Here is an 18777-nt window from a genome sequence, read left to right on the forward strand (position 1 = left end):
TCGGCTTTTAACTTGCAGCTTGTAGCTTGCAGCTCGAAGCGGCTCCTAGGAGTTTCATATGTCGTTAAGCGTGTTCGACCTGTTCAAGATCGGTATCGGCCCTTCCAGTTCCCATACGGTCGGCCCGATGCGCGCCGCTGCCCGTTTTGTCGAAGGGCTGCGCCGTGATGACCTGCTCGAAACCATCACCAGCGTCAAGGTCGAGCTCTACGGCTCCCTCGGCGCCACCGGCAAGGGCCATGGCAGCGACAAGGCCGTGCTGCTGGGCCTGGAAGGTGAGCACCCCGATACCGTGGACACCGAGACCGTCACCGCCCGCCTGCAGGACATTCGCAGCAACGGTCGCTTGAACCTGCTCGGCCAACACCCCATCGAATTCAACGAAAAGCTGCACCTGGCCATGATTCGCAAGCCCCTGGCCTATCACCCCAACGGCATGATCTTCCGCGCCTTCGATGCCGCGGGATTGCAAGTGCGCAGCCGGGAGTACTACTCGGTGGGCGGCGGCTTTGTCGTCGACGAAGACGCGGCCGGTGCCGACCGTATCGTCGAAGATGCCACGCCCCTGACATTCCCGTTCAAGAGCGCCAAGGACCTGCTGGGCCATTGCGCCACCTATGGTTTATCCATCAGCCAGGTGATGCTGACCAACGAGAGCGCCTGGCGCCCAGAAGCCGAGACCCGCGCCGGCCTGCTGAAAATCTGGCAGGTCATGCAGGATTGCGTGGCGGCCGGCTGTCGCAACGAAGGCATCCTGCCAGGCGGCTTGAAGGTCAAGCGACGGGCTGCCGCGCTGCACCGCCAGTTGTGCAAGAACCCGGAAGCGTCGCTGCGCGATCCGCTGTCGGTGCTGGATTGGGTCAACCTGTATGCCTTGGCGGTCAACGAAGAGAACGCCTTCGGCGGACGCGTCGTCACCGCACCGACCAACGGCGCGGCCGGGATCATTCCGGCGGTGCTGCATTACTACATGCGCTTCATCCCCGGCGCCAATGAAGATGGCGTGGTGCGCTTTCTGCTGACCGCCGCCGCCATCGGCATCCTGTACAAGGAAAATGCCTCCATCTCCGGCGCCGAGGTCGGCTGCCAGGGTGAAGTCGGCGTGGCCTGCTCCATGGCCGCCGGCGCCCTTTGCGAAGTGCTGGGCGGGACAGTGCAGCAAGTGGAAAACGCGGCCGAAATCGGCATGGAACATAACCTCGGCCTGACCTGCGACCCGATCGGTGGGCTGGTGCAGGTGCCGTGTATCGAACGCAACGCCATGGGCTCGGTGAAAGCCATCAACGCGGTGCGCATGGCCATGCGCGGCGACGGGCATCACTTTGTGTCCCTCGACAAAGTCATCCGTACCATGCGCCAGACCGGCGCCGACATGAAAAGCAAATACAAGGAGACCGCTCGCGGCGGTCTGGCGGTCAACATCATCGAATGCTGATACGCGCCCCTCTCATTTTCCAGGAGCCGATATGTCCACCGAACAACTGTTGAAAACCCCGCTGCATGCCCTGCACCTCGAACTCGGCGCACGCATGGTGCCGTTCGCCGGCTACGACATGCCGGTGCAATACCCACTGGGCGTGATGAAAGAACACCAGCACACTCGCGAGCAGGCGGGGCTGTTCGACGTGTCCCACATGGGCCAGATCCGCCTGAGCGGTGCAGGCGCCGCCAAGGCCTTGGAAACCCTGGTGCCGGTGGATATCCTCGACCTGCCGGTGGGCATGCAGCGCTACGCCATGTTCACCAACGAGAACGGTGGCATCCTCGACGACCTGATGGTCGCCAACCTGGGTAACGACGAGCTGTTCCTGGTGGTCAATGCCGCCTGCAAGGAACAAGACCTGGCCCACCTGCGTGCCCACATCGGCGGCCAGTGCGACATCGAGCCACTGTTCGAAGCCCGCGCCCTGCTCGCGCTGCAAGGCCCGGCCGCAGTCACCGTGCTCGCGCGCCTGGCACCACAAGTGGCGCAAATGACCTTCATGCAATTCCAGCGCGTGACGCTGCTGGGCCTGGATTGTTTCGTCAGCCGTTCGGGTTACACCGGTGAAGACGGTTTCGAAATCTCCGTTCCTGCCGCCGACTCGGAGAAACTGGCCCGCGCCCTGCTGGCCGAACCGGAAGTCGCCGCCATCGGCCTCGGTGCCCGCGACTCGCTGCGCCTGGAAGCCGGCCTGTGCCTGTACGGCCACGACATGAACAGCGAAACGACACCGATCGAAGCCAGCCTCTTGTGGGCCATCTCCAAGGTCCGCCGTGCAGACGGTGCCCGTGCCGGTGGTTTCCCGGGTGCACAAACCGTGTTCGCCCAACAACAGGGCGGCGTGCGCCGTAAACGCGTCGGCCTGCTCCCCCAGGAACGCACACCCGTGCGTGAAGGCGCGGAAATCGTCAACGAAGCCGGCGAGATCATCGGCATGGTGTGCAGCGGTGGCTTCGGCCCGACGCTGGGCGGTCCATTGGCGATGGGTTACCTGGACACCGCGTATACCGCGCTGAATACGCCAATATGGGCCATCGTGCGTGGGAAAAAGGTGTCATTGCTTGTAAGCAAAACGCCATTCGTTGCACAACGCTATTACCGCGGTTGATTAGCTGTTTCTATAAGTAACGCGGTTGTGTTATTCGTGCACTAATGTGTAACGCAACCGCCATAAAAAGGTGCATCAATTCGATATAGCACCGCGCTTATAACCCGGCTAAACAATTGAACTAACCTATCGAATAAGCCCAGGCCAGCGAAACGCGCAAAATACCGGCAAGCTGAGTAAATACGGGCGCTCCAGGGGGGGTTGTTTTTTCGTTCGGAGTTGGCGTAGAGTTTGATCACTGTGTTTGCATGGGTCGCTTGGATCGTGACCTGGGCAGTAGCCTACGAAGTTAGCTACATCCCGTTCGACGTCTCTTACTTTCCTGCAACCCAGCCCCAGTACTCTTTCCCCGGAAAGAGGCTGTCATCAATTTTAGCGTCAAAGGAAATAAGAAAATGTCTCAACGTCAGAATGGTACCGTCAAGTGGTTCAACGACGAAAAAGGTTTCGGTTTTATCACGCCTGAAAGCGGTCCGGATCTGTTCGTACATTTCCGTGCTATTCAGGGCACCGGCTTCAAGAGCCTGAAAGAAGGCCAGAAAGTCTCTTTCGTTGCCGTGCAAGGCCAGAAAGGCATGCAGGCTGACGAAGTTCAAGCCGAAGGCTAAGCTTTCGAGCACGAGAAAAGCCCCTGATTGATATCAGGGGCTTTTTTATGGGCGCAAATCCGTAGAATGGCTTCTTTTTTCATCCGAGGCCGTCATGCCGAAACACCTGCTCATTCCCCAGGGCGACTTCCCTCCTGTCGGCCTGGGCCGTCGCCTGGCCGCGATGTTCTATGACTTCCTGCTGTGCACGGCACTGTTGATCGTCACCAGCGGTGTCTACAAGATGATCCAGATGTCGATCATCGGCGAAGAAAAAATGCGCACCCTGACCGAATCCGGCGCACTGGATGGCGACCCGCTGCTGTCCACCGTGCTGCTGTTCGTGCTGTTCGGCTTCTTCGCCAAGTTCTGGACCCACAACGGCCAGACCCTGGGCATGCAGGTCTGGCGCATCCGTGTGCAAAACGCCGATGGCACGGCCATCAGCCTATGGCAGGCATTGTTGCGGTTCGTGGTTTCGATTGCGTCGTTACTGCTGCTGGGGATGGGCTTTGTCTGGGCGTTGTTCGACAAGCAGAAGCGCGGTTGGCATGACATCTACTCCAACACGCAACTGGTGCGGATTCCCAAGAAAAAATAGACGCAGCGGCAAGCTGCAAGCCTCAACTTTTAAAGCTTGCAGCTCGCAGCTCGCAGCTCGCAACTTGCCGCTTGCGACTCAGGCATTCCCCGCCAGCTTCATCCGCGCAGCCTGGGTGAAGTCCAGCATGCGCTTGAGTGGGCGAATGGCCTGGGGGATCAGCGCCGGGTCGACGAAGATCTCGTTGGAGCCTTCCTGCAGGCACTTGAGCGTGCGTTCCAGGGTGTTCATCGCCATCCACGGGCAGTGGGCGCAACTGCGGCAAGCCGCACCATTGCCGGCCGTGGGGGCTTCGATGAAGACCTTGTCCGGGCACAACTGCTGCATCTTGTAGAAAATGCCGCGGTCGGTCGCGACGATCAGCGTCTTGTGCGGCAGGCTCTGGGCCGCCGCGATCAACTGGCTGGTGGAGCCCACCGCGTCCGCCAGCGCAATGACCGATGCCGGTGACTCGGGGTGCACCAGGATCGCCGCGTCCGGGTACAACGCCTTCATGTCCTCCAGCTGCTTGGACTTGAACTCCTCGTGGACGATGCAAGCGCCGTCCCAGAGCAGCATGTCGGCGCCGGTCTTGTTCTGGATGTAGGTCCCCAGGTGCTTGTCCGGGCCCCAGATGATCGTCTCGCCGTTGTCCATCAGGCTCTCGACGATTTCCAATGCGCAACTGGACGTCACCACCCAGTCGGCACGCGCCTTGACCGCCGCCGACGTGTTGGCATACACCACCACCGTGCGTTCCGGATGCTGGTCGCAAAACGCCGAGAACTCGTCCACCGGGCACCCCAGGTCCAGGGAGCAGGTGGCCTCGAGGGTCGGCATCAGGACGCGTTTCTCGGGGTTGAGGATCTTGGCGGTTTCCCCCATGAACCGGACCCCGGCCACCACCACGGTCTTGGCCGGGTGGGCGTTGCCGAAGCGGGCCATTTCCAGGGAGTCGGACACGCAGCCACCGGTCTCTTCGGCCAAGGCCTGGATGATCGGGTCGCAGTAGAAGTGCGCGACCAGCACCGCGTCCTGAGCCTTGAGCTCGGCGGCGATGGCAGCGCGGTACCAGGCCTCTTGCTCGGCGGACAGCGGCTTGGGCTGCTTGGCGTCGAGGTGGGCCTGGACCAGAAGGCGTTCGGAAATTTGCGTCATGTTTCGCAAGACCTGCAAGCGCGTATCGCGCGAAAGTCGAGTATACACCCGGCTCCGGACCACTCGGGTACCGCCGGGAAAGTGGGTGTCAATCAGGCACGGGACAACTGAAGCGGGCAAGGCTACAGAATATCCCCTCGATGCAAAAGATCATTCTGACCTGTGCCCCAACCGGCGCATCAGGGCATAAGGCGGAACCAGGAAATGGCTGACTTCCCACCCCGTCAAGCTGACTGAAATGTAATCACTCGCCTCGCCCACCTGTGTCATCTTTCGTTCAAACCTGCTGCGGGCAATCCCCCCCTGCACGCAGCGAATCGACTGACGGACTTCTATCGATGCAAACCAAAACTTCCCGACGAACCTTCGTCAAGGGCGTGGTTGCCGGCGGCCTCCTCAGTGGCCTGGGCTTGTGGCGCACGCCCGTCTGGGCGATCACCAGCCCGGGCCAGCCCAATGCACTGAGCGGCACCGAGTTCGACTTGTTCATCGGCGAAAGCCCGGTCAATTTCACCGGCACCGCCCGCACGGCCCAGACCATCAACGGGGGCATTCCCGGACCGTTGCTGCGCTGGCGCGAGGGCGACACCGTGACACTGCGGGTACGCAACCGCCTGAATGAGACCACGTCCATCCATTGGCACGGCATCCTGCTGCCGGCCAACATGGACGGCGTCCCCGGGCTGAGCTTCAAAGGTATCGAACCCGACGGCCTGTACGTTTATCAGTTCAAGGTCCGGCAGAACGGCACCTACTGGTACCACAGTCACTCCGGCTTCCAGGAGCAATCCGGGGTCTACGGCCCGCTGGTGATCGACGCAAAGGAACCCGAGCCGTTCCAATACGAGCGGGACTATGTGGTGATGCTCACCGACTGGACCGATGAAGACCCCGCCGGCGTCCTGCGCAAGCTCAAGAAGCAGTCGGACTACTACAACTACAACAAGCGCACCGTCGGCGATTTCATCGACGATGTGAGCAAGAACGGCTGGTCCGCGACCGTGGCCGATCGCAAGATGTGGGCTGAAATGAGGATGAATCCCACTGACCTCTCCGACGTCAGCGGCGCCACCTACACCTATCTCATGAACGGCCAGGCGCCGGACATGAACTGGACTGGCCTGTTCAAGCCCGGCGAGCGCTTGCGCCTGCGCCTGATCAACGGCTCGTCCATGACCTACTTCGACGTGCGCATCCCCGGCCTGAAAATGACCGTGGTGGCCGCCGACGGGCAATACGTCAAACCCGTCAGCGTCGACGAGCTCCGGATCGCCGTGGCCGAAACCTACGACGTCATTGTCGAGCCGACCGCCGAGGCCTACACCTTGTTCGCCCAATCGATGGACCGCACCGGCTACGCTCGCGGCACCCTCGCCACCCGTACCGGCCTTTCGGCACCCGTGCCCCCCCTGGACCCAAGGCCGCAACTGACCATGGACGACATGGGCATGGACGGGATGGATCACGGCAGCATGAGCGGCATGGATCACGGCTCGATGCAGGGCATGTCGGGAATGGATCACAGCCAGATGCAAGGCATGGATCACAGCAACATGCAGGGCATGGACACCATGACGGGGATGGACCACGGCGCCATGCAAGACATGGGCGGCATGGGCGGCATGCAGTCCCATCCGGACTCGGAAAAGGACAACCCGCTGGTGGACATGCAAGCCATGAGCGTCACCCCCAAGCTGGACGATCCTGGCCTGGGCCTGCGCAACAACGGGCGCAAGGTGCTCACTTATTCAGATCTGCGCAGCACCTTTGCCGACCCGGATGGCCGTGAGCCGGGTCGCACTCTTGAACTGCACTTGACCGGGCACATGGAAAAATTCGCCTGGTCGTTCAATGGTGTGAAGTTTTCCGATGCCGCACCGCTGCTGCTCAAGTACGGCGAGCGCCTGCGCATCGTGCTGATCAACGACACCATGATGACCCACCCCATCCACCTGCACGGCATGTGGAGCGACCTGGAGGACGAAAACGGCGCGTTCATGGTCCGCAAGCACACCATCGATGTACCGCCAGGTTCCAAACGCAGCTACCGCGTCACGGCCGATGCCCTTGGGCGCTGGGCCTATCATTGCCACCTGTTGTTTCACATGGAGATGGGCATGTTCCGCGAAGTTCGGGTACAGGAATGAGGAGCAGATCATGACCCCTGTTTTTCAATATTCCACGTTGTCGATGGCGCTGGTTGCCAGCCTTGCCTGGGGCACCCCGGCCTGGGCCGCCAGCCACCAGATGCAAGGCGATCACAGCCAGATGCCGGGCATGGACCACAACCAGATGCAAGGCATGGACTCGATGCAAGGTATGGAACCCATGCAGGGCATGGAGCCAATGCAAACAATGGAACCGATGCAATCGGCCCCCACCCGCAGCCGCACGCCCATCCCTGAACTGACCGCCGCCGACCGTGCGGCTGTCTATGAGGACCATGGCGGCCACATGATGCAAGACAACGCCATCCACTCGTTCTTTCTTATCGATCAACTGGAATGGCAGGACGCCGATGACGGCAGCGCCCTGAGCTGGGACGCCTCAGGTTGGATCGGTGGCGACATCGACCGTTTGTGGCTGCGCTCCGAAGGCGAGCGCACCAACGGCAAGACCGAAAAAGCCGAGCTCCAGGCCTTGTGGGGCCATGCCGTCAGCCCCTGGTGGGACGTGGTGGCGGGCGTGCGCCAGGACTTCAAGCCGGGCGACCCGCAAACCTGGGCCGCCCTCGGTGTGCAAGGCATGGCGCTCTACAACTTCGAAGCCGAGGCGACCGCGTTCATCGGTGAAGGCGGCCAGAGCGCGGCGCGCCTGGAGGGCGACTATGACATCTTGTTGACCAACCGCCTGATCCTGCAGCCCACCGCCGAAGCCAATTTCTACGGCAAGAACGATCCCGCTCGAGGCGTCGGCTCGGGGCTGTCGGACACCGAAGTCGGCGTACGGCTGCGTTATGAAATACGCCGCGAATTCGCCCCCTACATTGGCGTCACCTGGAATCGGCTCTACGGCAACACCGCCGACTACGCCCGGGAAGAAGGCGAAGACCGCAGCGAAGCCCGCCTGGTATTGGGCGTGCGCATGTGGTTCTGAGCCACTGACCTGTTTCACTCAAAACTAAAAAACCGAGCTGTAGGAGTCCTTGCATGTCACTCATCAAAACCGCTGTTGTTGCTGTCGCCTTGTCCACCGGCCTGTTGGTCAGTGGTCTGGCCCAGGCCCATCCGAAACTGCTGTCCTCTACCCCCGCCGAGGGCGCCGAAGGTGCGGCACCGGCAAAGATCGAGCTGCACTTTTCCGAAAACCTGATGACCAAGTTTTCCGGTGCCAAGCTGCTGATGACCGAGATGCCCGGCATGGCGGCGCATTCGCCCATGCCCATGCCAGCCAAGGTCTCCGGCAGCGATGACCCGAAAACCATGGTCATTGTCCCGAATGGTCCCCTCACCGCCGGCACCTATCAGGTCCAGTGGCGTGCGGTGTCGTCGGACACTCACCCCATCAACGGCAACATCACGTTCAAGGTGAAGTGAGTTGATGAGCGACTCGATCAACATCGCACTGCGCTTCGCGCTGTACCTGGATCTGATGTTGCTGTTCGGCCTGGCCGCATTTGGCCTGTACGCCCTGCGCGGCCAGGAGCGGGTCTCAGGCGCGCAGCTGCCTTTCGCGCCGCTGCTGGTGGGCTCGGCAGTGCTCGGCGGCTTGCTCTCCCTGGCCGCCATGGCGTGCATGGCCTGGGCCATGAGCGGCGCGGCGGACTGGACCGAGCTATGGCCGCACATTGAAATGATGGTGCTGGAGACCGATGTCGGTTTGACTTGGACGCTACGGATCGCGGCGCTGCTGCTGGCCGGTTTCGCCGTGACGCTCAATAAACGTTGGCCGACCATCAGCCTGGGCCTGGTCACGCTGGCCGGGGCCGTGGCGTTGGCGACACTGGCCTGGGCCGGGCATGGCGCCATGGACGAAGGCGCGCGCCGTAATGGGCACTTCATCACCGACTTCCTCCACCTGTGGGCGGCCGGTGGCTGGGTCGGTGCCCTGGCCGCGTTTGCCCTGCTGCTTCGCCAGGCCGAACCTCGCTTGTCGGTACTGGCCCGGACGTTGATCGGGTTTGAAAGCATCGGGGCGTTGATCGTGGTGATCCTCAGCGTGACGGGCTTGGTGAATTACCTGTTCATCGTCGGTCCAAGCGTCGAAGGATTGTTCGACAGCACTTATGGCCAGTTGCTGGTGCTCAAGCTCATCCTGTTCGCGGTCATGCTGGTGTTCGCTGCGCTGAACCGCTTTCACCTGAGCCCGCAGCTGGAACAGGCCAGGCAAACCGATGAACACCGTATCGCCGTGAGGGCGTTGCGGCGCAGCATGGTGCTTGAGTTCTCTGTAGCGGCGGTCATCCTGGCTTTGGTGGCCTGGTTGGGTACGTTGAGCCCGGCCATGGAATAGCATTTGCGGGAGCGGGTCTGCTTGCGAAAACGGCGTGTCTGTCACGTAGAGGCTGAATGTGCCGCCGTCTTCGCGGGTAAGCTCGGCTCCCACAGGGTGATGAGCATTTAATCTTTCAATATTCCTGCCCAGTTTTCAGTTTGCCCCGGTCCTCCTTTCTCGGCCTAAATGGCATTTTTTTATCAGCCAAGGCTCCGTTATGGAAAACGTTCGAACTTCAAGCACCCATGCCGTCTGGTTGATGGTCAGTGTGGTGTTGGTGGCGCTGAACCTGCGACCTTCGATGGCGGCGGTCGGACCGTTGTTGTCAGCCATTCGCGGCGAGGTGCCGTTGAGTTTCAGCACCGCTTCATTGCTGACCATGTTGCCCGTCATGGCGATGGGCCTGGCGATGTTCCTGGGCATGCGCATTGCCCTGCGTATCGGCGAACACCGCACCATCGTGCTCTCGCTATTGATCATCGGCATTGCAACGGCGTCGCGCCTGTACCTGGACAGCGCCGCCGAGCTGATTATCAGCGCCGTGGTGGCCGGGGTCGGAATCGCGTTGATTCAGGCGGTCATGCCGGCCGTGATCAAATCGCGCTACTCTGACAACGTCTCGCTGTTCATGGGGCTGTATGTCACCTCGATCATGGGGGGGGCAGCACTGGCGGCCTCATTTTCCCCCTTCGTCCTGACACAAACCGGTAGCTGGCGTATCGCCCTGGCGATCTGGGCGGTGCTGGCACTGGTCGCACTGGGATGCTGGTACGCCCAGCGCTCGGCCGTCACGCCGTTACCCGACGCCCCGAGCCGGAACAAGGAGTCGTTCTTCGCCAATGGACGAGCCTGGCTGCTGGCGATTTTCTTCGGCCTGGGCACCGCGTCCTACACCTGCGTACTGGCTTGGCTCGCGCCGTACTACGTGGAAAAAGGTTGGAGCGAACAGCACGCGGGCCTGTTGCTGGGGTTCCTGACGGCTATGGAAGTGCTCTCGGGCCTCGTCACCCCCGCAATCGCCAACCGCAGCCAGGACAAGCGCCTGGTACTGACCGTTCTGCTGGCCCTGATCATGGGCGGTTTCTGCGGCCTGATCCTCAGCCCCGAACGCTTCAGCCTGCTGTGGCCCTGCCTGCTGGGACTGGGCATCGGCGGCCTGTTCCCGATGAGCCTGATCGTGTCCCTCGACCACCTGGACAACCCACGCCGTGCCGGTGGCCTGACGGCGTTTGTGCAAGGCATCGGCTATCTGATCGCTGGGCTTTCACCCCTGATCGCCGGGATGATCCGCGATCAGTTGGGCAGCTTCGAATGGGCCTGGTGGTCGCTTACCGCAGTCATGGCGCTGATGATCCTGATGGTGTTGCGCTTCAATCCCAAGCAGTACGCGCGGCACATCAGCTAGCGGAACCGTTCGCGTCACTGAAAAAAGGGCCGCAATGAATGCGGCCCTGTCTTTATCCCCCTACCCATGACGGCCGACGGACTTGCCCATCATGACGTTCCAGTTCTCGAACAGAGGAATAAGACCTTGATGAAACACGTCGGTTTTGCAGCCGCTCACTGGGGCATGCTGATCTGGGCAATGCTGATCGCCTCGTCGTTCTTCGCAGCGGCTCAGGTCAGCCATTCGATCGACCCGATTCTGCTCACGGGCTTGCGACTGCTGTTTTCGACCTTGCTGTTCCTGCCGCTGTTGTTGCTGAAAAACACCACGCCCATCACCCTCAAAGGGTTGCTGGCCCACGCAGTGCTTGGCCTGTTGCTGGCGACCTATTTTGGTTCGTTGTTCGAGGCTTTGCGCTACACCTCGGCGGTCAATACCGCGACACTGTACACACTGGTGCCATTGATGACCTTGTTCTTCGAGGTGTTCCTGCTGCCCAGTCCAAACCTCAAGACCCGCTTGCTGCCCATGCTGATCGCGGCGGCCGGCGCCGTCTTGCTGACGCTCAAGGGCGCGGTGCCGGGGCAGATGCCGGCGCTGTATCCGGTGCTGGTATTCGGTGCCGGTTGCGTGGCGATGGCACTGTACTCACCCCTTAGCCAGCGATTCAAGGCCAAGGCGCTCCAGGGACGAGATCCGGTGGCGATGACGTTCTGGAACATGCTGTTCGGCTCGCTGTTTCTACTGGTGTTCTGCCTGTTCAGCGGCGGCTGGCGCAGCGGCCTGCAATTGTCGATGCTGGATATCGGCTGGCTGGTGTACCTGGCTCTGTTCGGTACCCTTGCCACGTTCTGGCTGTTGCACCGGGCCATCGGGGTGATCGCACCGTCCACGGTGATTTCCTACGTGTACCTCAACACCCTGTTCGTGACGCTGCTCAACTGGTTCTGGCTCAGACAGCAACCGATGGCGCTCGAGATCATCGGTGCCGGGCTGGTAGGCGTAGGGATGCTGGCGCTGGTGATTTCAAGCCGTAATGCCAGAACCGTTACGGCTTGAAATCGCCCCAGGCTTTGTACGTTGGCGCTAGTACGCCGACGCCGAGCGAGGTGCAACCGGGCTCCAGCGCTCCAGCTCCCGCTCAAGGAAAGCCGCCACGGCCAGCAACCGTTCCTCCTGCCAATGCGGTCCGACGATCTGGATGCCGATGGGCATTCCCGTGACCGCATCGGTTCCGGCGCGGATCACCACCGCCGGTGAACCGCTGAGACTGAACGGGAACACAAAGGCATAGCGGTTGCGATCCTCCAGGGATTCGCCATGACGGAACGCAACGTCCGGGAATACCGGGCAGATGAACAGGTCGTGTTGCTTGAAGAACTTCGCCAGTTGATAGCGGAATGTATCGATCGCGATCCAGTCGCGCTTGACTTCATCCACGGTCAACTCCGCGGCTTTGCTCATCTCCAGCAACTGGGCGATGGCCGGGGTGAAACGGCGCTTGTTCATCGACTCGAACAGCTGTCGCCAGCCGCGCCCGGCGTCGGCACCGGTGATGAACACCCGCCATAGCACATCGCAGGCCTCCTCGAGCATCGGCGGCGCCACCGGACTTACCTGCGCCACGATCTGACTCAGGCACCGTTCGACCCGCTGCAACACCTGCCTCACCGCTGCGCTGACGGGCGTGCGGTCCGACTCCGAAAACAGTGCGACCCGCAGGCTGGCCAGCGGCTCGCTTTCGACAAACGGTACGTCGACGGTGTCCGGATCCTGTCCGTCGGCGCCGCTGATCAACGGCCCGAGCAGCGCCAGGTCATCGACATAGCGACCCATCACGCCAAAAGCCGAGGTCATGTGGAACAACCCGGAGCGGTCGTTGGGAAACTGGCCGGTCAATGGCACCCGGCCCTGGGTCAGTTTCAAGCCGCAGATGCCGTTGAAGTGCGCGGGTATCCGCACACTGCCACAGGCATCGGAGGCCAGCCCGGCGGGCGAACACCCGGCGGCGATCGCCGCCGCCTCACCACCACTGCTGCCGCCGGCGGAGCGTTGCAAGTCATGGGGATTGAGGGTGCGGCCATAGATCAGGTTTTCGGTCTCGAAAGCCATGCACAACTCAGGCACATTGCTGATACCCAGGATGATCGCCCCGGCCTGCCGAAGCCGGGCGACGGCCGTCGCGTCCTGCTGGCTGACGTCGCCCAGCAACTCCTCCAGCCCCCGGGACATCCTGAATCCCTGGACGTGGAGGACGTCCTTGATGGTGATGGGAATACCGTGCAATGGACCACTGATCTGGCCGATGCGCGCCATCTCATCGGCTTCGCGGGCCTGGCGCCGCAATTGCTCCACGGGCGCCAGTTGGATCAGTGCGTTGATCTGCCGGTTACGCTCGGCAATCCGCTGCAGGTAGAACTCCAGCAGCGTGACGCTGGTCAGCACGCCACGTCGTAACAGACCAGCCATTTCCCGAAGGGTCAGCGAGTCGGGGTTGAACATGTTCACGACGCCTCCTTGCTGCGCAACCATTTGTTGGGTAACTGGTACATGTTGCGCACCACCAGGGAGAATGCCTTGACCGCCAGCTTCGGGCGCCGGTCGATGGCCTCAAGGGCCTCTTCGATCATTGCCAGGACATGGCGCAACGCATCGGGCGAGATGCTCAACGGTGGGTAGAAGCGCAGCACCGGACGCTCGGCCTTTTCATTCATCGAATGACCGGCATGAACGCCGCGCTTGCTCAACTCCATGCTCATCAAGGCTTCATAGACCGAACCGCGCAAGCGCAGCCCCGTCATCAGGCCCACCCCCGGTACGTCCTCGACGATGTGCCGATAGCGCAGCGCCAGGCGTTGCAGGCCATGGCGCAGCAAGCCGCCGTTGATCCGCGACTGCTCCACCAGGTTGTTCTGCTCGATGTAATCGATGGCCGCCAACGCCGAGGCGCACGCCACCGGATGCCCGCCATTGGTGCGCGTATCGGGCTCGATTTCACTGAGCGGGTATTGGGTCGCCAGACGCTGGCTGTACATGGCGCAGGCGAACGAGGTGTAGCCGCCGGTCAGGCCCTTGGAGAGGATCATGATGTCGGGCACCACGTCGTCATACTGCACGGCGAACCATTTGCCGCAGCGACCGAAACCGGTCTGGATTTCATCTGCCACCAGCAGGGTGTCGGTGGCATCGCACAAGGCCCGCAGGTTGGCCATGTAGCCCACCGGAGGTACCTGCAGGTGCGCGCCGCCCAGGATCGGTTCGACATACACCGCGCACACGCCCTCGCCGACGGCCTTTTGCAGGGCCGCAAAATCACCGTAGGGCACATGGATCACGTCGGGCGCGGCGATGCCATAGCTGCTGTGGTTCTGTCGTTGCCCCAGGATGCTCATCGCCGCCAGGGTCTTGCCGTGGTAGGAGCCGCTCATCACCACGATCCCGCGCCGGTGCGGTTGGATGCGCAACGCATAGCGCAGGCTCTGCTCGATGGCCTCGGCCCCCGAGACCATGTACTGCACGTCACCCCACTCCCCCGGCACCAGTTGGCACAGACGTTCGGTCAATTTGTCCTGGAGTGGATGACGCCGGCCTTCCGGTACCCAGGCCATCTGGTTCAGTTGCGCCTGCACCTGCTCGCGGACCATCGGGTTGCGATGGCCAACGATAAACACACCGTAACTGCACGCACAGTCGATAAAGCGTTTGCCGGTGTGGTCGGTAACGTGAATGCCATCGGCCTGTTGCTCGACGCTGGTCTTGCCCAGGCGATAGAGCTTGGCCGCCGAGGCGCTCCAGTACCGCTGGCAATCATCCAGCAGTTGTTCATGCGGCCTGAGTAAGGACATGGCTCAGGGTCTCCTTGATGATGTTTGCGGCACGTTGGATATGTTCGGGACGAGCGGTGATCGGGCAACGCAGGATCAACTCCCGACCACGAGGAACGCTGATATAGACGCCTTTTTCATAGAGCGCCTCGCACACCGCGCTCGGTTGCAGGTCATCGGACAGCGGCAGGCTGACCCAGCCGCCCTCGGCCACGGCGCCGAACGACGCCAGGGTCTGCGCCAGGCGCTGACCGTTTTCCAGGCATTGCCGGGGTGAGTCGTTGGCCTGCACATAATCCAGCGCGGCCAGGGCCGCCACGCAAGCCATCGGATTGCCGGCCGTGGTGCTGCCATGCTTGGCCGGGCTGCTGCGCCCATAAACCTGCCAGGCCATGCGCTCGCTGCAGGTATAGGTGCCGATGGGAATCGCACTGCCCCCCAACGCTCCACCGAGCACGACAATGTCCGGGACACAGCGATAACGCTGGAAACCGAACAGCGAGCCCAGGCTGCCAAGGCAGGTCTGGGTGTCGACCGCGATCACCGGCACCGAGGCTTGCGCCGCACGGGCATGCAAGCGCTCGACCAGGGCCGGTTCGAGCAATTGCATCCGACCGTTCGCATCGAGGCGGGTACTGCTGTGGCAGACCGCGAAGCAATCACTCCAGTCCACCGTGTCCAGATCCGCGAGATGACGAATCGCCACACGCTTGAAGCCCTGGAAATGTTGCACGTCCAGGTCGCCCTGCGCGGCGTTGAGGCAACGCCCGTAGGTCAGCGAGCCGTAATCACCGCCCTGGATGAATACGATGGTGTTGCCCTTCGGCTTGAGCCCCTTGCATAACTTCAAGGCGCCCTCGAACGCCTCGTCGCCGGAGCTGCACACATAGGAACTGACCAGCGGCTCAGGCAGCAGCTCGGCCAGACGGCGGCACAAGGCAATCAGCGGTGCAGACATCAGTACCCGGTTGGACAAGCCCATGATCTGCGCCTGACGGGTGACCGCATCGATCACCGCTGGCACCTGGAAGCCAAACCCGCCGGTCAGGTCGATGATCTGCCGACCATCGCCGTCAAGGTACGTCTCGTACTGCCCGCCAATAATATATTTATCGTTATTCATGGCACTCTCTCAGCGATAGCTCAGGGCATTGAAAATGCGCCGACGCTCGTCGACGATGGTTTCACGACCGTGCATGACCCGACGGTTATCGATCATCACCACATCGTGGTCACGCCACCCCACCGGAACGGTGTACTGGGCGGAGACTTCGGCGATTTCGGCCAGGAACCCGGCGGGAATCACCTGCCCGTCCATCGTATCGATCACCGGCGCCTCGTAGTTGAACGAAGGCCCCAGGATGCTGTTGGCAAACGCCGGGCGCTGGCTGAACGCGGAGGTAAGGATCGCCGGCGTGCTGAAGGCGTAGTGCATCGAGTCATCGGCCGGGTTGAAGGAGATCTGCGTCTGCGGGTCATTACCAATGATCTGCAACAGATCCTCGATGACCACGTCTGCCGGGTTCGACAGGGTCGGCGAATAGTGACAAACCAACCGGCGCCACTTTTCCCCCGCCACGGTGCGGCTGTAGCGAATAGGGTTGTTTTCGAAGAAGCTGCGGCAGGCCGGGGACAGCCTCGCCAGCACTTTCTCACCGTCGCAGATCGTGGTTTGCGAACCCTTGCGCGGCGCTTCCTGGCAATAGAACCAGGTCATGTCCGGCCAAAACGGCGAATTGCCGTTTTCGCAATGCAGGCCGACCGCCTGATGCCCGGCATCCACCAACTGCGCGGCACCATCGACCATGACCCGCGCCGGGTCCAGGCTCAGCCGCGAACTGTTTTGCTTGACGTAGGCGCTGAACGCCTCCGCACTGTGGATACAGTTGCGAAACAGCACGACACCGTAGTGTCCCAGCAGCTCATACAACTCGTCCTTGCCCAGGCTGGCGAAGTGGTGCGACTCGACGATGGAGACGTCCGGGTTTTCAAAGTGAAAGGCAAGTGTGCTCATTGGATGCATTCCCTTGCAGAGTGGAAAAAACAGTGGCGATATCGGCGCGTTTCGGTCGACCGGTGACGGTGTAGAGCTGCTCGATCAACGGATCGTCCTTGGTCAACAACCACAGTCGATTCGGTCGTTCGATGTCGGAGAAGCGGCCGGTCGACCAGGTAATCAGTTCATCGCTGGCCGGCGTCGACTCGACACACAGCAACGCCACGAGACCGTGTTGCTCATCGAAGAACACCGCGGCGTCGTTCACACCCGGGTATTTGCGATATTCCAGCTCGACCTGCTCGGGGCTGACATTGCGGCCGTTGGGCAGGCAGATCACATTCTTCTTGCGACCGTGCACGTAGAGGTAGCCCTCTTCGTCGAGCATCCCCAGGTCCCCGGTGTCCATCCAGCCGTCACCCGACATGGAGCACGCGCTGGGATCCGTCCCTGAATAACCGCTGAACAGCGAGCTGCTCCTGACCTCGATGGTCTGGTCGGCGCCGATCCGTACCTGGACATGGGGAAGCGGCTTGCCGACACTGCCCAGGCGCTGCTCTTCGAGGGTGTTCATGCTTACCACCGAGGCGTTTTCCGACAGACCGTAGCCCTGGTACACCTCGATACCTTGCTCGGCCAGATCGTGCAGGGCATCGATACTCACCGCCGCGCCGCCACAGGTGATGTGAGCCCCGGACTTCAGGTAACTCGCCAACCGCGCCCCTGCCTCGCCGCCATCGTTCAACTGCTCCAGGAAGCGATTGATCATGACCGGCGGCACCGTCAGGGCCGTCGGCTGGATCTGCAGAATCCAGTCGACCAGACGCCGTGGCGAAGCCCCGGGTTCGCCGAGCAATGCTTCGCTCGGCGGCAGGAAATGCACGGTTCCGCCGGCCAGCAGCGGCAGGTAAGCGGCAGTCACCTGTTCAAGCAGCAAGCTCAACGGAACCAGCGACAGATACCGACGATGGGCGTTGATCGGCATGCGTTCGCGCAACGACGTCAGCACCGCGCCAACCGCCTGATTGCTCAAGCGCACGCCTTTCGGCCGACTGGTAGTGCCCGAGGTGTGAATGATCTTGCAGATCCAGTCACCCTCTGCGTCCGGAACGTGCGCCAGGGGTTGCTCGATCACTGGCTCACTGAGGCGACGCAGGCGGCTGTCAGGGAAATTCAGTTTCCAACGTTGAGCCAGTGTCCGCTGCCCGGCGGCGTCCACCAGAAACCCGTCGCAACGCTCGGCCAGATGCTCGGCCTGGGATTGACTGAATGCCAGCGGCAACGGCAGCGCGGTAATCCCGGCAAACAGGCACGCCAGGTCGGCCACCAGCCAGTCGCTGCTGTTGCGCGTGGCAATCCCCAGCACCACCTGATCGCCGTGGGCCGACGTTGCGAAACGTCGTTGCAACTCGGCAGCCAGATTGAGCGCCCGGTGCTCCAGTTCGCCGTAGGTCAGCGCCACAGACTCCGAGCCCGACGTCCAGTCAACCGCGCAGACCGCCTGGCGGTTGTCCTGCAATGCCTGTTTCAACAGATTGATAAAACCACCGCTCATGGCTGCGCCCTCGCCAGGGTTTCACCAGGCAATTGTGTGAACGAGGTGTTGAGCGTCGTGGCGGCGAAACGTGAGCGCTTCGGATCGACTCGGATGAAACCGGTAATCGGCTTCTTGGCGTAATAGGTCCCCCAGTTCTTGCCGCCATCATCGGCCAGGCGGGTGGGGTCAGCGGTCAATAACGGCTCGAAATCGATCTGGCAACTTTCCATCATTTGCCGGACCCGAGGCGTAACAGTGCACAACAAGTAATGACCGCCCATGCACCAGGACAACAATGGAATCATATTAACGAGAATCATTCCCGCCGTGAGGTGATGGGAAACCAGATTGCCGATCTCGACAATGTTCGAACGCTCGATGGTTTTTTCGAAACGCTGGGACAGGATCTCCTCAATCGGTTGTGCCAGGTATTGCTCGGAAAAGAGAATGCGATGATCCGCAAAAGTAATACCGGCACACGCGAGTATGCGATCTTCCTGGTCCTGAGTGACCGCAAAGTATTGTGGATTAGGTTCTACCGAAGCCGCGTAAGAACTTCTAAACTTGTCTTTTACTACCTCCGTGGCCTGTACCCATAATGACGTTTTAGTTTCCGCGACACGTATTTGCATTTTGCCTTCCTCCGTCCCTGTGCAGGATGTCTATAAAAGCAAGGCGAGCAT

17 protein-coding genes are annotated in these 18777 nt (G+C 61.5%); 10 read left to right on the plus strand and 7 right to left on the minus strand.

The annotated features are described in order from the left end of the window. Positions 1 to 58 precede the first annotated feature (58 nt). From N4Q37_RS15695 to N4Q37_RS15710, 4 genes are all read left to right on the plus strand, one after another. Positions 59 to 1435, plus strand: a complete 1377-nt coding sequence (locus N4Q37_RS15695; protein ID WP_260959022.1) for an L-serine ammonia-lyase — start codon at positions 59 to 61, stop codon at positions 1433 to 1435. Between the two features lie 31 nt (positions 1436 to 1466). After that, complete coding sequence (gene gcvT, locus N4Q37_RS15700; protein WP_260959024.1) at positions 1467 to 2591, plus strand: glycine cleavage system aminomethyltransferase GcvT; 1125 nt, start codon at positions 1467 to 1469, stop codon at positions 2589 to 2591. A gap of 395 nt (positions 2592 to 2986) precedes the next feature. Continuing rightward, a complete protein-coding gene (locus N4Q37_RS15705) occupies positions 2987 to 3199 on the plus strand; it encodes a cold-shock protein (protein WP_260959025.1) in 213 nt (70 codons plus the stop codon). Positions 3200 to 3293: 94 nt separating this feature from the next. Then, entirely contained in the window at positions 3294 to 3779 is a 486-nt protein-coding gene (locus N4Q37_RS15710; RefSeq protein WP_260959028.1) for an RDD family protein, read from the plus strand. 78 nt (positions 3780 to 3857) lie between these two features. Here N4Q37_RS15710 and nadA read toward each other — a convergent pair whose 3' ends face one another. Continuing rightward, complete coding sequence (gene nadA, locus N4Q37_RS15715) at positions 3858 to 4916, minus strand: quinolinate synthase NadA (protein ID WP_260959030.1); 1059 nt, start codon at positions 4914 to 4916, stop codon at positions 3858 to 3860. 338 nt (positions 4917 to 5254) lie between these two features. Here nadA and N4Q37_RS15720 point away from each other — a divergent pair, with 338 nt between their 5' ends. The 6 genes from N4Q37_RS15720 to N4Q37_RS15745 all read left to right on the plus strand — a co-directional run bounded on the left by N4Q37_RS15720 (position 5255) and on the right by N4Q37_RS15745 (position 11796). Next, positions 5255 to 7063 carry a copper resistance system multicopper oxidase gene (locus N4Q37_RS15720; protein ID WP_260959031.1) on the plus strand — a complete coding sequence of 603 codons (1809 nt, stop codon included), beginning with the start codon at positions 5255 to 5257 and terminating at the stop codon, positions 7061 to 7063. Positions 7064 to 7073: 10 nt separating this feature from the next. After that, positions 7074 to 8012, plus strand: a complete 939-nt coding sequence (locus N4Q37_RS15725; RefSeq protein ID WP_260959033.1) for a copper resistance protein B — start codon at positions 7074 to 7076, stop codon at positions 8010 to 8012. Positions 8013 to 8065: 53 nt separating this feature from the next. Continuing rightward, the gene (gene copC / locus N4Q37_RS15730; protein WP_260959035.1) at positions 8066 to 8452 is read left to right on the plus strand and encodes a copper homeostasis periplasmic binding protein CopC; all 387 of its coding nucleotides are present in this window, start codon (positions 8066 to 8068) and stop codon (positions 8450 to 8452) included. 4 nt (positions 8453 to 8456) lie between these two features. Then, on the plus strand, positions 8457 to 9368 hold the full coding sequence (gene copD, locus N4Q37_RS15735; RefSeq protein ID WP_260959037.1) for a copper homeostasis membrane protein CopD: 912 nt from the start codon (positions 8457 to 8459) through the stop codon (positions 9366 to 9368). A gap of 199 nt (positions 9369 to 9567) precedes the next feature. Next, on the plus strand, positions 9568 to 10755 hold the full coding sequence (locus N4Q37_RS15740; protein WP_260959038.1) for a cyanate transporter: 1188 nt from the start codon (positions 9568 to 9570) through the stop codon (positions 10753 to 10755). A 129-nt stretch (positions 10756 to 10884) separates the two neighbouring features. Further along, positions 10885 to 11796 carry a DMT family transporter gene (locus N4Q37_RS15745; protein ID WP_260959314.1) on the plus strand — a complete coding sequence of 304 codons (912 nt, stop codon included), beginning with the start codon at positions 10885 to 10887 and terminating at the stop codon, positions 11794 to 11796. A 27-nt stretch (positions 11797 to 11823) separates the two neighbouring features. On the opposite strand, the gene N4Q37_RS15750 is transcribed toward N4Q37_RS15745, so the two are convergent. Genes N4Q37_RS15750 through N4Q37_RS15775 form a run of 6 tightly spaced genes read right to left on the minus strand, consistent with a single transcriptional unit; the run spans position 11824 to position 18726 of the window. Further along, positions 11824 to 13239 (minus strand): amidase, encoded by a 1416-nt coding sequence (locus tag N4Q37_RS15750; RefSeq protein WP_260959316.1) that lies wholly within the window; start codon positions 13237 to 13239, stop codon positions 11824 to 11826. 2 nt (positions 13240 to 13241) lie between these two features. Beyond that, complete coding sequence (locus tag N4Q37_RS15755; RefSeq protein ID WP_260959041.1) at positions 13242 to 14582, minus strand: aspartate aminotransferase family protein; 1341 nt, start codon at positions 14580 to 14582, stop codon at positions 13242 to 13244. Next, positions 14560 to 15684 (minus strand): aminotransferase class III-fold pyridoxal phosphate-dependent enzyme, encoded by a 1125-nt coding sequence (locus N4Q37_RS15760; protein ID WP_260959043.1) that lies wholly within the window; start codon positions 15682 to 15684, stop codon positions 14560 to 14562. The genes N4Q37_RS15755 and N4Q37_RS15760 overlap by 23 nt, the downstream gene beginning before the upstream one ends. Before the next feature lie 9 nt (positions 15685 to 15693). Beyond that, complete coding sequence (locus N4Q37_RS15765) at positions 15694 to 16575, minus strand: TauD/TfdA family dioxygenase (RefSeq protein WP_260959046.1); 882 nt, start codon at positions 16573 to 16575, stop codon at positions 15694 to 15696. Beyond that, the gene (locus N4Q37_RS15770) at positions 16550 to 18112 is read right to left on the minus strand and encodes an AMP-binding protein (protein WP_260959048.1); all 1563 of its coding nucleotides are present in this window, start codon (positions 18110 to 18112) and stop codon (positions 16550 to 16552) included. Before N4Q37_RS15770 ends, N4Q37_RS15765 begins: the two co-directional genes overlap by 26 nt. Further along, positions 18109 to 18726 carry a thermostable hemolysin gene (locus N4Q37_RS15775; protein ID WP_260959050.1) on the minus strand — a complete coding sequence of 206 codons (618 nt, stop codon included), beginning with the start codon at positions 18724 to 18726 and terminating at the stop codon, positions 18109 to 18111. The genes N4Q37_RS15770 and N4Q37_RS15775 overlap by 4 nt, the downstream gene beginning before the upstream one ends. Positions 18727 to 18777: the final 51 nt, after the last annotated feature.

This window comes from Pseudomonas citri (assembly GCF_025336485.1).
Lineage (GTDB): Bacteria > Pseudomonadota > Gammaproteobacteria > Pseudomonadales > Pseudomonadaceae > Aquipseudomonas > Aquipseudomonas citri.

Excerpts from the sequence above, each read along its gene's own strand:
- N4Q37_RS15695 (WP_260959022.1), top strand. The coding sequence starts at position 59 with ATGTCGTTAAGCGTGTTCGACCTGTTCAAGATCGGTATCGGCCCTTCC.
- gcvT (WP_260959024.1), top strand. The coding sequence starts at position 1,467 with ATGTCCACCGAACAACTGTTGAAAACCCCGCTGCATGCCCTGCACCTC.
- N4Q37_RS15705 (WP_260959025.1), top strand. The coding sequence starts at position 2,987 with ATGTCTCAACGTCAGAATGGTACCGTCAAGTGGTTCAACGACGAAAAA.
- N4Q37_RS15710 (WP_260959028.1), top strand. The coding sequence starts at position 3,294 with ATGCCGAAACACCTGCTCATTCCCCAGGGCGACTTCCCTCCTGTCGGC.
- nadA (WP_260959030.1), bottom strand. The coding sequence starts at position 4,916 with ATGACGCAAATTTCCGAACGCCTTCTGGTCCAGGCCCACCTCGACGCC.
- N4Q37_RS15720 (WP_260959031.1), top strand. The coding sequence starts at position 5,255 with ATGCAAACCAAAACTTCCCGACGAACCTTCGTCAAGGGCGTGGTTGCC.
- N4Q37_RS15725 (WP_260959033.1), top strand. The coding sequence starts at position 7,074 with ATGACCCCTGTTTTTCAATATTCCACGTTGTCGATGGCGCTGGTTGCC.
- copC (WP_260959035.1), top strand. The coding sequence starts at position 8,066 with ATGTCACTCATCAAAACCGCTGTTGTTGCTGTCGCCTTGTCCACCGGC.
- copD (WP_260959037.1), top strand. The coding sequence starts at position 8,457 with ATGAGCGACTCGATCAACATCGCACTGCGCTTCGCGCTGTACCTGGAT.
- N4Q37_RS15740 (WP_260959038.1), top strand. The coding sequence starts at position 9,568 with ATGGAAAACGTTCGAACTTCAAGCACCCATGCCGTCTGGTTGATGGTC.
- N4Q37_RS15745 (WP_260959314.1), top strand. The coding sequence starts at position 10,885 with ATGAAACACGTCGGTTTTGCAGCCGCTCACTGGGGCATGCTGATCTGG.
- N4Q37_RS15750 (WP_260959316.1), bottom strand. The coding sequence starts at position 13,239 with ATGTTCAACCCCGACTCGCTGACCCTTCGGGAAATGGCTGGTCTGTTA.
- N4Q37_RS15755 (WP_260959041.1), bottom strand. The coding sequence starts at position 14,582 with ATGTCCTTACTCAGGCCGCATGAACAACTGCTGGATGATTGCCAGCGG.
- N4Q37_RS15760 (WP_260959043.1), bottom strand. The coding sequence starts at position 15,684 with ATGAATAACGATAAATATATTATTGGCGGGCAGTACGAGACGTACCTT.
- N4Q37_RS15765 (WP_260959046.1), bottom strand. The coding sequence starts at position 16,575 with ATGAGCACACTTGCCTTTCACTTTGAAAACCCGGACGTCTCCATCGTC.
- N4Q37_RS15770 (WP_260959048.1), bottom strand. The coding sequence starts at position 18,112 with ATGAGCGGTGGTTTTATCAATCTGTTGAAACAGGCATTGCAGGACAAC.
- N4Q37_RS15775 (WP_260959050.1), bottom strand. The coding sequence starts at position 18,726 with ATGCAAATACGTGTCGCGGAAACTAAAACGTCATTATGGGTACAGGCC.